The organism is Salipiger sp. IMCC34102 (genome assembly GCF_004145405.1).
Lineage (GTDB): Bacteria > Pseudomonadota > Alphaproteobacteria > Rhodobacterales > Rhodobacteraceae > Loktanella.
The window spans coordinates 50,793-64,238 of sequence record NZ_SELQ01000003.1 but is presented as its reverse complement, the minus strand read 5'-3'; the positions used below and the strand labels follow the sequence as shown (position 1 = coordinate 64,238).

Genomic DNA, 13,446 nt, shown 5'->3' with positions numbered 1-13,446 from the left:
AGGATCGAGATGCTTTCAGAGCGGATGATTGGCTGACGGTCCGGTGAGCACAGTGGCCGGATTGCGGACAGAAATGGAATCAAACCAGTTTGCCGTCAGGGCAAATTGTCGCGATGCCCACTGCCCCTGGGGCCGGGACGGACTGCGCAGACGCCAGTTGCAATTCAAACGCGTAGCAATGGGCCAGGACGGCGACATACGGCGCCGGCCAACAGGTCGAAAGGCAGATCAATCAGGGGGAATGCCGGGTCTTGCTGCAAGGCCGCGCCGAAGGCCAAGCACTTCACGGCGCTTTCGGACGAGAACGCCAGGGTGAAGCAGCGTCTGTCCCGGCCGGTGCAAGATCATGCCGCGCCGAAGGCATGAGCCAAGGAAAGTGACGGGCCTTCCGTGAATCGCGCCACCGCCGCTTGTTTTTGGCCGCGCACGGCCTATCGGAGAGGCGAACCTGCCCGATCGGCGGCGTGGATCGCAAGATGATCCCCGCGCGGGGGCTGCGGTTGGGGAGGAGGGGTCAGCGGGCTAGCCAGCCGCCGTCGACGTTCAGGACCGCGATCCACCCGGTCCAGAAGATCGGCATCGAATGCCCCATCAGGCTGACCACGCGTATCACGTGGCCGGGCCAGCGGCCCTTGTACACGGCGGCGGCCACCCCCATCGGCGGCCCGAGGACCGCGCCGATGATGTCGACGAAGGTCGCAAGCTCGATCGTCGCGGGCAACGCGTGGGCAACGTCATGCAGGACGGGCTGCCCGGTCCGGATGGAGGTTCCGAAATCGAAGGTCGCTACGTCGCGCAGGCGCATCGTAAACTGCTGCCAGAGCGGCCGGTCGAGCCACAGCTGATGGTAGACATTCTCGTAGGCTTCGCGGGTCGCGTCCTCTCCCGCAATGGTGCGCACGGGGTCCGTCGGCATGATCCGCCCGATGACGAAGGTCAGGATCAGCAGGCAGGCCAGCGTGACGAAGATCGCCCCGGCCTGTCCCGCCATGCCCGATAAAGCGCTGCGCTGCCTGACATTCTTCCCGATGAACCCTTTCGCAGTACGGCTTGCAGAATTGATATTACAAGCGCCTCATTGAAGATCCGCATTCGAGAAGCCCACGATAGCGTGCCAAACTGCCCTGAAGGTGCTTTCGCATGGCATCCGACGCCCCATCCGCATCGTTGGCCAGGATGGCAGACACGATTTCGCGATGCTCCTGCGACAGAAGCTGAAGATAAGCCGGATCGACGGGAGTATCGCCTTCGCCTTCGCGGACACCGCGACGTGGTATCACGCTGGGTCCGATCAGCTGCAGATATTCCTCGAACCGCGTGTTGTTAGAGGCGCGCGCGATGGCGACATGCAAAGCGAAATCCGCCTCGACAGAAGTTTCGCCTCTCGCGATGACCCGTTCCATCTCGTCGAAGCTCGCGACGATATCTTCCTCCTGTTGCGCCGACCGACGTCGCGCCGCCAGGGACGCGGCCTCGACTTCCAGCGCGGTGCGCAGTTCCAGCACCTCGATGACCGACGACACTCTCGACGGGTCGATGTCGCGAAACGGGACGGCGGGGCTTGTGGGCGGTTCGGTCACGTAGACACCCGACCCTTGGCGCGGCTCCAGCAGTCCGTCGGCGCGCAACGCCGCCACGGCCTCCCGCACGACTGTCCGGCTTACGCCCGCCTCCTCGCAAAGCTTCGCCTCGCTCGGCAGTCGACCTCCGACCGGAAATTCACCGGAGGTGATGCGCTTCTGCAAGGTTTCCACGATGTCCATCACCATCGTCCCCCCGCCGCCCGGATCTTCCCTGCGCCATGTCCCGAGCCTCCAATTCCGTCGCTGGCTTGAAAGTTATGATATGTATGCGAGAGATGGTATTAACATCTTCATCGAGGCTGTGTTGCCGGGGGTCCGCATGTGCCCATCGAAATATGCGGGCGAGACCCTATCCCGTCCCGTCTTTCCGTCTTTGTCTTGAAATCTCGCCGCGCATGGCGCCGCGTCTCCTCCATTCTTCCCGTATCAAAGCCGCACCGTATCCGGTCGACCAGGCTTGCGATCGCGGCTCCGTGCGATCCATGCGCGCAGCGACCCTTTGACGCGTCCCTGCCAATCGAGCGCTTTGGACCTAGGTGGTCGGACTGAAGCAATCTTGCATCCGGCCCTGCTGGGATCGAAAGAACGAACTGAAACGGGGAAGCTGCGGTGTCGAAGCTGTTCAAGTTCCTGATCGGCGTCCTCCTGGTCGCCGCTTTCGCATTCGCCGGGGTCTGGGGGGCACGCCAGCTGACCGCGCAGGACAGCGACCAGGAAAGTGGGGACCGCGGGTCGGACGCCCGGCGCGTGGGCGTGGCCATGCCCGAGGAACGCCGGATCGAGGAAGACGTGCCCGGGGTCGGAACGCTGCGGGCGATCCGCGCGGTTGAGGTGAGGCCCGTGGTCTCCGGACGCGTCACCGAAGTCCGCGTGGACTCCGGACAGATTGTCTCGGAAGGCGACGTCCTGATCCAGCTGGACGACCGGGCAGAGAGAGCCGCCCTGACGGAAGCGGAAGTGACCTTGGACGAAACACGCAGAGACTTCCAACGCTTCGAGGAGCTGGGCGACAGCAACACCGCCGCAGAGGCGCGCGTCGAACAGGCCCGCGCCGCGTTTCGGCGGGCCGAAGCTGCCGTGGCCTCTGCCCGCGCCGACCTCGAGGATCGCACGGTCAGCGCGCCCTTCGATGGGACCGTGGGCCTTGTGGATATCGAACCGGGCAGCTTCCTGGCGCAGGATACGATGGTGACCACCCTGTTCGACCTGTCGGCCGTCGAGATCGAGTTGTCCCTGCCGGAACGGTACTTCGACCGCGTCGAGCCCGGTCAGACGGTCACCATGCAGACGCCCGCCTACCCCGACGACACCTTCGAAGGCGTCGTTGCCGTCAGGGCCACGCAGATCGACCTCGCGACACGCAGCTTCGATGTCCGCGCCCGCATCGACAATCCCGATGGACGCCTTGTCGGCGGCATGTTTGCCAACGCGCGCCTGGTGCTGGACACCTACGTCGCCCTGGCGATACCGGACGATGCCATCATCAGCGAAGGCCTGACCACTTTCGTCTACACCGTGACGGACGACACCGCCGCCCGCACGGAGATCGTCGCGGGACGCTCCATCGAGGCGCTGACGGAAGTGCGCGAGGGCCTGGAGGCGGATGATCGCGTCGTCATCGCCGGCTGGGACGACCTGTCGGACGGGGACACAGTCGAGATCGACGAAGACTACGCGCAGGAGGCGACGAATTGACCCTGTCCGATCTGTCCATCCGCAGGCCCGTGCTGGCCACGGTCGTCTCGATCCTGATCGTCGTCATCGGCATCGCGGGTCTTCTGCGGATGCCGGTGCGCGAACTGCCCGACACCACGACCGCCGAAGTCACCGTCAGCGTGCCCTACACGGGTGCCGGTCCGGGCGTCGTGGACAGCGAGCTGGCCACGGTGATCGAGGGGGCGATTTCCTCGGTCTCGGGGATCGACAACATCTCGACCGAATCCGAACTGGGCGGCCTGCGCACCGTCATCACGTTCCAGCAAGGGCGCGACATCGATCAGGCGGCCTCCGACATCCGCGCTGCCGTGCAATCCGTATCGGGGGACCTGCCGACCGAGGCGGAAGAGCCGCAGATCGAGAAGAACGACAGTCAGGGCGATCCCATCATGCGCCTGACGATGACCTCCGACACCCTGTCTGCGTCCGAGCTTACCGATTACGCCGACCGTTTCGTCACTGACCGGCTGGAGACGCTCTCCGGCGTTGCGGCCGTGCAGATCTACGGCGATCGCCCTTACGCCATGCGGGTCTGGCTGGATCCCGATGCGATGGCGGCGCGCGGCGTGACGGCCACCGAGGTCGCCGACGCCTTGCGGGCCAACAACCTGGAACTGCCGGCAGGCCAGATCGAGAGCACCTCCCGCACCTACCTTCTGCGCACCGAAACCCGCCTGAACAGCGTGGAGGAGTTCGAGGGGTTGATCGTGCGATCGGATGACGACGGCCGGGTTCTTCTGGGCGATGTGACCCGGGTGGAGATCGGCACCGAGAATGACGACAGCCTGTTCCGCGTGAACGGCGAAGTGGCCGTGGGCTTGGGCGTCCTGCGGCAATCCTCCGCCAACACGCTGACGATATCCTCCGCCGTCGCCGCCGAGGTCGAGCAGATCGCCGAAAGCCTGCCCGGCGGGACCGAGATCTCGATCACCTCGGACGATGCCGATTTCATCAGCAACTCCATCCGGCAGGTGCTGACGACGCTCGGCATTTCGGTCGCCATCGTCATCGCGGTGATCTTCCTGTTCCTGACATCGATCCGGGCGACGGTGGTCCCTGCGGTCACCATCCCCATCGCCCTCGTAGGGACCTGCGCGGGGATCGCCATCGCCGGGTTCTCTATCAATACGCTGACGCTGTTCGCGCTCATTCTGGCCATCGGTCTGGTGGTGGACGACGCCATCGTGGTCCTGGAGAACATCGAACGCCGCATCGAGGAAGGCGATGACCCGGAAGACGCCGCGCGCACCGGCGCCAACCAGGTCTTCTTCGCCGTCGTCTCGACCTCGGCCGTCCTCGTCTCCGTGTTCGTCCCGCTTTCGTTTCTCGAAGGCGAATTGGGCAAGCTGTTCCGCGAGTTCGGCATCACGCTGGCGATCGCCGTCACGCTGTCCACCTTCGTGGCCCTGACCATCTGCCCGGTCATCGCAAGCCGCCTGCTCAAGCCGGACATGAACGAGGGCTGGTTCTCGCGCCTCGTGCAGGGGGCCACCAAACGCGTCACGAGCGGGTACCGCAGTGTCCTGACACGGGCGATCAAGGCGCCGATCATCGTTCTGGCAATCGCCGCGGCGCTGTCCGGCATGTCCTGGGTGCTGTACCAGGAACTTCCCTCGCAGCTGACACCGGAGTCGGATCGCGGTGTGTTCTTCGCCTCGATCTCCGCCCCGCCCGGATCGGCGCTCGGGTTGACGGATGCCGCCGTCAAACAGGTCGAAGCGCTGATCGAACCCTACCGCGAGGACGGGATCGTATCCGACAGCATCGCCATCGTCGGCCAATACGGCGAGACGGGCCGCGCCTTCGTTGTCGCCGTCATGGCGCCCTGGGGCGAGCGGGAAATGGGCCCGCGCGACGTGCTGTCCGAATTGCGGCCAGAATTCGCGAAGATCACCGGCGTCAGCGTGCGCAGCTTCGCGCCCTCCGGCTTCGACGGAGGTGGCGGGACCGGGCTTGAGCTGATCGTCACGGCGCCCAGCTTCGAGCAGGCCGCCGACTATTCCAAGCAAATGGCCGACGCGATGCGCTCGGAGGCCGATTTCACCGGTGTCCGTCGCAGCTACGAGATCAACACGCCCGGCTACGACATCGGCGTGAACCGCGCGCTCGCACGCGAGATCGGGGTCGACGCACGCACCATTTCGGACGCGGTCCGGACCTTCTTCGCCTCGGCCGAGGTGACGGAATTCATCTCTCGCGACCGGCAGTATCCCGTGATCCTGCAGGCCCCCGACGACCGGCGCGCGGCCACGGACGATCTGCGCGGCATCAACGTGCGGGTGGACAGCGGCGACCTGGTGCCGCTCGACGGTCTGGTGACGCTGGAGCGGCGCGCCTCCGTCGCCGCCTACAACCGCTACAACCGGCAACCCAGCGTCGAAATCTCGTCTTCCCTGGCCGAAGGCGTCGACCTCGGCTCGGCCATCTCGTCGATCGAGCGGATCGCCGAGGATCTGCCCTCGCAGATGCAAATCTCCTATTCCGGTCAGGCCGAAAGTTTCCAGAACACCTCCGGCGGTATTGCCACGACCTTTGCCCTGGCGCTTCTGATCGTGTTCCTGGTGCTGGCCGCGCAGTTCGAAAGCTTCATACAGCCGGTCGTCATACTGCTTTCGGTGCCACTGGCCGCGGCCGGCGCGCTGATCACGCTGTTTGTCCTGGGCGAGGCCATCAACATCTACACCCAGGTCGGGATGGTCATGCTGATCGGTCTGATGGCCAAGAACGGCATTCTGATCGTCGAGTTCGCCAACCAGCTTCGAACGCGCGGCATGGGCGTCCGGGAGGCCGTGATCGAGGCCGCAACGGTGCGTCTGCGCCCGATCCTGATGACCGTGATGTCCACCGTCCTGGGCGCCGTGCCGCTCGTGCTGTCAAGCGGAGCGGGGGCATCCAGTCGCTTCTCTATCGGTATCGTCATCATCGGCGGCTTTCTCTTCGCCTCCATCCTCACGCTGTTCCTGACGCCCGTTCTCTACGATCTTCTCCAATGGGACCGCGAGACGGACGAAAGCGATGAAGCAGAGCCGGAACCGACCGAAGCCTGAGCCGGTGCGTTCGGGTAATCAAGGCGGAATGGCGGGCGACGATGTCACGCGCCATTGTCATACGCCGGCTCGAAACTGCGAGCTTGGTGTGGGCTTTCGGAGGGGCTTAGCCGCCAGTTCGTCCCGCATGAGACCTTGAGAGCTTTCCACCACGCGGTTCTACAGGGGTTTGTCTTGCCAGGTGCAATGTCCTTTGACCGTGCGATACCGCCACCAACCGGAACGCTTTCACCGGCGCGGCAGTCGAGGACGGCGGCATCGACCGCGCCTAATTCGACCGTGCCAGCACGGTGAACCGCGCCGGATCAGGCGTCGATCTCGACCGTGCCGATGGGTTTCGAGCAGCAGGCGAGGATGTAGCCTTCCTCGATGTCCTCTTCGGAGATGCCGCCGTTGTGGACCATCAGCACCTCGCCGGAGGCCTTGCGGACCTTGCAGGTGCCACAGACCCCGAAGGTGCAGCCCGAGGGGATCACGATGCCCGCAGCACGGGCCACGCCCAGCAGCGTGTCGGTCTCGTGGCAGTCGGCGGTGACGTCGGACCGCGTGAAGGCTACCTTTGCGCGGCTTTGCGTATCGGGCACCAGATCGTCGTGCTCCGGCACCTCCTGCTCGGTCTCGGCGGGGGCGGCGAAGCTTTCCTGGTGGTAGCGGTCCATGTCGTAGCCCAGACCGATGAGCATCTCGCGCACCGCGTCCATGAAGGGCTCCGGCCCGCAGCAATAGACCTCGCGTTCCAGGTAGTCGCCCGCGATCAGACCGATCATCAGCTGGTTCAGTCGCCCGCGCAGGCCGGTCCAGACGCGGTAGGGGTCGTCCTCTCCGACGATGAAGAAGAGCTTGATCGACGGCACGCGAGAGGCCATCTGCTCCAGCCGCTGGCGTTCGATGATGTCCTGCGGACGCCGCGCGCAATGTACGAAGGTCACGTCCACATTGGTGCCACGGTCGTAGAGGTAGGTCGTCATCGACAGCGACGGCGTGATCCCCGACCCCGCCGAGATGAAGAGGTATTTCTTCTGCTCGTTACGCGGCAGGGTAAACAGACCCGCCGGACCCGAGGCCTTAATCTTCATGCCAGGCTGCAGGTGATCGAGCATCCAGCGCGTGCCGATGCTGTTCGCCTGCGCCTTCACGGTGACGGAGATCAACAGGGGCCGCGAGGGCGAGGACGAGATCGTGTAGGTCTTCCACACGGTTCCGCCCGGCACCGGCAGCTCCAGTGTCAGGAACTGCCCCGGTTCATAGCTGAACTGCCGCCCCGAAGGCGACACGAAGCTGAAGGTCGCGGTATTGGGCGTCTCCGGCACCACAGCACAGCAGAGCAGCGGTTCGTCGTCGGTCCAGATCCCGTCCTTGCCCGAGATCGACAGGTCCACCTCGAAGGCCATGGCGCTACTCCGCCGCGATCGCGGCGGATCTGCCGGTCATCGCCGCGATCATGGTGCTGGCATACCAGTCGGTGAACTGGATCAGGCCGCCCTCGTGCAACGGCGAATAGGGGCCGGGCCGGTAGGCGGGCGACAGGATGCCGCGCTGGTTGTTCTCGACCACCTCGCGGTCCTCGCTATTGGTCGCGACCCAGACCTCCGTCAGGCGCTGAAGGTCGTAGTCCTGGCCCTCGACCGCGTCCTTGTGGACCAGCCACTTGGTGCAGACTTCCGTCTCCATCGGGCTGATGGGGGTCACGCGGAACAGGATCACGTGATCCGACAGGAAGTGGTTCCAGCAGCCCGGATACTTGTACTTCAGCAGCGCACCTGCATCGCGGAACGGCAGCGTGGAGTTCGGCCTTGTCGATGCGACCTTGCCGTCGAGCGTGTAGCTCTCCGCCCCGTCGAGCAGCGGCGTGCGCACGTAGCGCCAGTCGCCGGGGCCGGATTCGAGGAAGGCCGAGGGCGCGCCGACCGCCTCGCAGCGGGCCGTGTGCTGCTGTTGCAGGTCGTTGAGTTCACCGTCGCTGCCGATGTAGCGCGGATCCTCGGGGAAGGTGCGGCAGAGTGAGGGGTGGTTGCCCGCGCAGTGGTAGCATTCGCGGTTGTTCTCCCACACCAGCTTCCAGTTGCCCTGCTCGACGATGGTGCTCTCGTAGGCAACCTTGGAATTCTCCAGGTCGTGCGGCGCGAGATAAGCCGCGGTCCGTTCGGCGAAGGCGTCGATCTCGGGCGCCTCCTCGGCGAGGCAGATGTAGACCATGCCCGACAGGTTGCGGCAGTGCACCCGGCTCAGCCCGTGCTGTGAGGCGTCGAAGTCAGGCCCCATGTCGCGCGCCCACAGAAGGCGGCCGTCGAGTTCGTAGGTCCACTGGTGGTAAGGGCAGACGAGTTTCGGCCCGGTGCCCTTCTTGGCCTTGCACAGGACCGACCCGCGGTGGCGGCAGGAATTGTGGAACGCCCGGATCTCTCCATCAGAGCCGCGCACGATCACGACCGAATAGGCACCGATGTCGTGCACGACGTAGTTGCCGGTCTTGGGGATCTCGCAGGACGCGATCGCGAAGACCCATTCCTTGTACCAGATGTGGTTCATATCCGCCTTGAAGACGCCGGGATCGCAATAAAGATCCTGGGCGAGGGAATAAGCCGGCTTGCGTTGCATCAACGTGGACAAGACATCGGAATCGCGTAGCATCTGTCACCTGTTTGGTTGTCCGCAGCCCTGCGGAGGCGAATGGGCCGTTTGTCCTTCGACCTTTGCGCGAAACTTCGCTCCGGTCGATGGTTCACTCATCACACGGTCGATGGACCCGGCTCCCACTATTTTACGACTGAGGGCATCGAATTTACGACTTCGCGCCCGTTGGCGGAGAAACGCGATGGAGCGGTATCACACCGGCCGGTCGCGGCTTCAGATATCCTTCACGAGCCGCAACGCGTCGTAGATCGCCGCGTGGGTGTTGCGGGCACTGACCGCGTCGCCGATCCGGAACAGCTGGAAGCCGTCCTGCGGCCCGCGCTGCATGTCCTGTTCGCGCCCGTTGATCAGGGCGTCGTAGTCCACCGCGCCGCCGTTCGAGGACAGCGGTTTGAGGTCGAAGTACAACTCGTCCATCGGCAGCGTGCCGTAGTTCACGACGATCTGGTCGTAGGTCTTCTCGGTCTTCAGGTCGCTGTAGTCGGTGCCGATCACGGCCTTCAGCCGGTTGCCGTCGCGCTGCACGTCCACAAGCCGCCGGGTGACGGTGAAAGTCACGTCCTTGTCCTGCAGCGCGCGCATGTAGGGCACCAGGTTCATCGCCATGATGTCCGGCGCGAAGGTCCGGTCGGGGGTCATGATCTCGACCGTGGCGCCGGCGTTGGCGGCGACCTCTGCGGCCATCAGACCGGGGTGGTCGCCGCTTTCGTCGTAGATCAGCACGTTTTGCCCCGGTTTCATGTCACCCGCGATCATGTCCCAGGCGGTGACGACCAGATCCTGCTCCTTGCCGGATTCGAAGAGTTCGGTGTTGGGCAGGCCGCCCGTCGCGACGATGACCACGTCGGGGGTCAGAGCGGTGACGTCGCTGGCCTCTGCCCAGGTGTTGAAGCGGAATTCCACGTCGCGGGCGGCGCATTGCGCCATGCGCCAGTCGACGATGCCGATCATCTCGCGCCGACGCGGGTTCTGCGCGGTCAGGCGGATCTGGCCGCCGGGCTCAGACTGGGCTTCCAGCACGGTGACGGCGTGTCCACGCTCTGCGGCGACGCGCGCGGCCTCCAGCCCCGCGGGACCGGCGCCGACGACGACGATCCTTTTGCGCGTGGGCGCGGGCTCGATCGCGTGCGGCATGGTCAGCTCGCGCCCGGTGGCCGCGTTGTGGATGCACAGCGCGTCGCCCGCCTGGTAGATCCGGTCGAGGCAGTAGGTCGCCCCCACGCAGGGCCGGATGTCGTCCTCGCGGCCTTCCATGATCTTCTTGACCACATGCGGATCGGCCATGTGCGCGCGGGTCATTCCGACCATGTCGAGCTTGCCGACCGCGACCGCATGCCGGGCGGTCGCCACGTCGGGGATCCTGGCTGCGTGGAACACCGGCAGATCGGTCGCTTCCTTCACCCGGCCCGCGAAATCGAGGTGCGGCGCGGTCTTCATGCCCTGGATCGGAATGAGGTCGGTCATCGCGGGATCGGTGTGGATCCGCCCGCGCACCACGTTCAGGAAGTCGACCATGCCCGACTGCGCCAGACGCCTGGAGATCTCCAGACCGTCCTCTTCGGTCAGGCCACCGGCCTCCGCCTCGTCGGCGGTGTAGCGCAGGCCCACGATGAAGTCGTCGCCGACGCGCTTGCGGATGCCGGTCAGCACGTCCGTCACCAGCTTCATCCGGCTGCCCAGCGTCGCGCCGCCGTAGGGCCCGTCCAGATCGTTGGTCAGCGGCGACCAGAACTGATCGAGCAGGTGGCCGTAGACCTGCAGCTCGATCCCGTCCATGCCGCCTGCCTTCATCCGCTCGGTCGCGTCGGCGAAGTCGGTGATGATGCGCTCGATGTCCCAGTCCTCGGCCAGCTTCGGGAAGGCGCGGTGGGCGGGCTCGCGGTGCTTGGAAGACGACACCGAGGGCAGCCAGTCGCCCTTGTTCCACGCGGTCCGGCGGCCAAGGTGCGTCAGCTGGATCATCACGGCACAGCCGTGGTCGTGGCAGGTGTCGGTCAGGTTCCTGATCCACGGCACGACCTCGTCGCGGTAGGCCAGGATGTTGTTGAACACGGGCGGACTGTCCTTCGAGACCGCCGCCGATCCTGCCGTCATCGCAAGCGCCACACCCGCCTTCGCGCGTTCGGCGTGATAGGCCGCGTAACGCTCTTTCGGCATCCCGTCCTCGGGATAGGCGGGCTCGTGGCTGGTGGTCATGATGCGGTTGCGCAGCGTGAGGTGCTTGAGCTGGTAGGGCTGCAGCAGGGGATCGTTTGACATGGCGGAAACTCCGGGTAGCTGAGGCCGATCTAAAGCAGAATGTTCACCGATGTCAATTTTATGTTCATCGCTGACCATTTTCTTGCGACCGGCGCCTGGCAGGTCTATCTGCATGGGATGACGATCCGATCCGACACCACCGAGAAGACCAGCGGATGGCGCGGCTCTCGCGAAGGCTGGCTGGCGGCCGCGCGCGAGGCTTTCGTGACCTCGGGCCTGGATGCGGTGAAGATCCAGCCGCTGGCGCAACAGTTGGGCCTGTCACGGACGAGCTTCTACTGGTTCTTCAAGGACCGGGCCGCGCTTCTGGACGCCCTCCTGACCGACTGGGAAGAGGCGAATACCGGCAGCATCCAAGCGGTCACCCAAGCCTATTCCGAGACGATCACGGAAGCCGTCCTGAACCTGATTGCCGTCTTCTTCCCCGGCGGAAGCTTCGAAGCGCGGCTCGACCTTGCGGTGCGCGGTTGGGCGCACCAGTCCGACGATGTCGCCGCCCGCGTCAACGTGGCGGATCGCCAACGGCTCGACGCGATCCGCGCGATGTTCCTCCGCTTCGGCTACGTGCCGGACGAGGCCGACGTGCGGGCACGCACCCTCTACCTCACCCAGATCGGCTACATCTCGATGCAGGTGCAGGAACCGACGCAAGAGCGCCTTTCGCGCGTTCCGAATTACGTCACGACCTTCACGGGTCAGATTCCGGCACAGCGAGAGATCGACCGGTTCATGGCGGGCTTCGACAGACCCGCGCGATAGAGACCGGCAATGTCGACGTTCGATCGCCCCGCAAGCCGGCATCGGCCTGCCCCGGCGCAGATGCCGGGGCGTGGGAACTGCGCCTAGGCCCGATCGGCCCGCGGCCCCTTCATGCCGGGGCCGAGACAGGGGTCAGCAGGCTGCGCCCTTCGAAATGGGCAGCCAAATTCTCGACGACGAGCTGCGCCATCGCGTCCCGGGTTTCCACCGTTCCGCTGGCGTGGTGCGGATAGAGCGTCACGTTCGGCAAACCCGTCAGGCGGGGATCGGGCTGCGGTTCGTCCCGGTAGACGTCGAGCCCCGCGCTGCCCAGTTTGCCCGCCTCGAGGGCGTCGATCAGGGCGGCTTCGTCGACGACGGATCCCCGCGCCACGTTGACGAGCGTGCCGGTCGGGCCGAGTGCGGCAAGCATCGCGGCATCGACCATGCCATCGGTCTCTGCTCCGCCGGGGACGATCACCACGAGGATATCGGCCCAATCGGCCAGGTCCATCGGGTCGGCGAAGTAGCGGTGCGCCACGTCTTTCTTGCTGCGGGCGGTATAGCCGATCGTCAGCTTCAGCGGCGCGAAGCGTTCGGCGATGGCGGCACCGATGGTCCCGAAGCCGAGAATACCCGCGCGCTTTCCGGCGAGAGACGACAGCAGCGGGTATGGCCCCTTCTCGCCCCAGGCACCGGTCTGGACGTAGGCATGGGCCTGCACCAGCTCGCGCCGCGCGGCCAGCGTCAGCATCAGGGCCGCATCGGCGACGTCGTCGTAAAGCGCTGCAGAGGTATTGGTGAAGGCGATGCCGTGATCCGCCAAGGCGGCCACGTCGATGGATTCGAACCCGGCGGAGGCGCAGGCCACGATCTCGCAGTTCGGCAGATGATCCAGCATGTCCCGCGTGAGCGCCGCATGGCCGTTGGTGACGACGCCCCTGCATTTCGGCCCGTGTTCCGCAAGGAAGGCCTCGCGGTCCCTCGCCTCGTCGTAGCGATGCAGCGTGTAGGCGTCCTGCAGCTTTGCCATGGCATGCGGCCGGGTGGGATACATCACCAGGATGTCGGGCTTGCTCATGCGGTCACCTCTTGTCGTGCGGCGCGGCGTAGGGCCTGCACCTGCGGGTCTGGATGCAGGCGCGCGGCCAGCAGGTTGCGGGTATAGGCCCCGCGCGGGGCCTCGAAGATCTGGCGCACCGGACCTTGCTCGACGATCTGACCGTCCTTCATCACGATGACACGGTGGGCGAAATCGCGCACCAAGCGCAAGTCATGCGCAGTGAAAATATAGCCGAGGCAGAGACGAACTTGCCGGACCCGGATCCGCCAAGGATCGCGAGACATTCGCCCCGGTCGAAGGGTCAGCCCACCCTGCCCCCGGTCTGCGCTCCAGCGTCGAACGATTTCCTCCGACAGCCCGGCGCCGGAGACGCTCGCGGTGTGCAGTTGGTCGATGCCGCCTGCAC

General features: G+C 65.4%; 10 protein-coding genes. 3 read left to right on the top strand and 7 right to left on the bottom strand.

The genetic code is table 11. The annotated features are described in order from the left end of the window. Positions 1-514 precede the first annotated feature (514 nt). Positions 515-991 (bottom strand): ABC transporter permease, encoded by a 477-nt coding sequence (locus EU805_RS07995; protein WP_242494097.1) that lies wholly within the window; start codon positions 989-991, stop codon positions 515-517. Positions 992-1,064: 73 nt separating this feature from the next. Beyond that, entirely contained in the window at positions 1,065-1,763 is a 699-nt protein-coding gene (locus EU805_RS07990) for a FadR/GntR family transcriptional regulator (RefSeq protein ID WP_242494096.1), read from the bottom strand. A gap of 429 nt (positions 1,764-2,192) precedes the next feature. On the opposite strand from EU805_RS07990, the gene EU805_RS07985 reads away from it, so the two are divergent. Both EU805_RS07985 and EU805_RS07980 read left to right on the top strand, forming a co-directional pair. After that, positions 2,193-3,278 carry an efflux RND transporter periplasmic adaptor subunit gene (locus EU805_RS07985; RefSeq protein ID WP_129763446.1) on the top strand — a complete coding sequence of 362 codons (1,086 nt, stop codon included), beginning with the start codon at positions 2,193-2,195 and terminating at the stop codon, positions 3,276-3,278. Further along, positions 3,275-6,346, top strand: coding sequence for an efflux RND transporter permease subunit (locus tag EU805_RS07980; protein WP_129763445.1), 3,072 nt, complete (start codon positions 3,275-3,277; stop codon positions 6,344-6,346). Before EU805_RS07985 ends, EU805_RS07980 begins: the two co-directional genes overlap by 4 nt. A gap of 305 nt (positions 6,347-6,651) precedes the next feature. Here the strand turns inward: EU805_RS07980 and EU805_RS07975 are convergent, their stop codons facing one another. The 3 genes from EU805_RS07975 to EU805_RS07965 form a co-directional block, all read right to left on the bottom strand. Then, positions 6,652-7,737 (bottom strand): hybrid-cluster NAD(P)-dependent oxidoreductase, encoded by a 1,086-nt coding sequence (locus EU805_RS07975; protein WP_129763444.1) that lies wholly within the window; start codon positions 7,735-7,737, stop codon positions 6,652-6,654. Positions 7,738-7,741: 4 nt separating this feature from the next. Further along, positions 7,742-8,977, bottom strand: coding sequence for an aromatic ring-hydroxylating dioxygenase subunit alpha (locus EU805_RS07970; RefSeq protein WP_129763443.1), 1,236 nt, complete (start codon positions 8,975-8,977; stop codon positions 7,742-7,744). A gap of 216 nt (positions 8,978-9,193) precedes the next feature. Then, positions 9,194-11,239, bottom strand: coding sequence for an NADH:flavin oxidoreductase (locus EU805_RS07965; protein WP_129763442.1), 2,046 nt, complete (start codon positions 11,237-11,239; stop codon positions 9,194-9,196). Positions 11,240-11,356: 117 nt separating this feature from the next. On the opposite strand from EU805_RS07965, the gene EU805_RS07960 reads away from it, so the two are divergent. Then, complete coding sequence (locus EU805_RS07960; protein ID WP_129763729.1) at positions 11,357-11,998, top strand: TetR/AcrR family transcriptional regulator; 642 nt, start codon at positions 11,357-11,359, stop codon at positions 11,996-11,998. Between the two features lie 109 nt (positions 11,999-12,107). On the opposite strand, the gene EU805_RS07955 is transcribed toward EU805_RS07960, so the two are convergent. Both EU805_RS07955 and EU805_RS07950 read right to left on the bottom strand, forming a co-directional pair. Then, positions 12,108-13,058 carry a 2-hydroxyacid dehydrogenase gene (locus tag EU805_RS07955; RefSeq protein WP_129763441.1) on the bottom strand — a complete coding sequence of 317 codons (951 nt, stop codon included), beginning with the start codon at positions 13,056-13,058 and terminating at the stop codon, positions 12,108-12,110. Further along, a complete protein-coding gene (locus tag EU805_RS07950; RefSeq protein ID WP_207208088.1) occupies positions 13,055-13,240 on the bottom strand; it encodes a hypothetical protein in 186 nt (61 codons plus the stop codon). Before EU805_RS07950 ends, EU805_RS07955 begins: the two co-directional genes overlap by 4 nt. Between the last annotated feature and the right edge of the window lie 206 nt (positions 13,241-13,446).

Bases quoted from the DNA above. Each gene is read 5' to 3' on its own strand.
- EU805_RS07975 (WP_129763444.1), bottom strand. From the start codon at position 7,737: ATGGCCTTCGAGGTGGACCTGTCGATCTCGGGCAAGGACGGGATCTGG.
- EU805_RS07965 (WP_129763442.1), bottom strand. From the start codon at position 11,239: ATGTCAAACGATCCCCTGCTGCAGCCCTACCAGCTCAAGCACCTCACG.
- EU805_RS07970 (WP_129763443.1), bottom strand. From the start codon at position 8,977: ATGCTACGCGATTCCGATGTCTTGTCCACGTTGATGCAACGCAAGCCG.
- EU805_RS07955 (WP_129763441.1), bottom strand. From the start codon at position 13,058: ATGAGCAAGCCCGACATCCTGGTGATGTATCCCACCCGGCCGCATGCC.
- EU805_RS07990 (WP_242494096.1), bottom strand. From the start codon at position 1,763: ATGGACATCGTGGAAACCTTGCAGAAGCGCATCACCTCCGGTGAATTT.
- EU805_RS07960 (WP_129763729.1), top strand. From the start codon at position 11,357: ATGACGATCCGATCCGACACCACCGAGAAGACCAGCGGATGGCGCGGC.
- EU805_RS07995 (WP_242494097.1), bottom strand. From the start codon at position 991: ATGGCGGGACAGGCCGGGGCGATCTTCGTCACGCTGGCCTGCCTGCTG.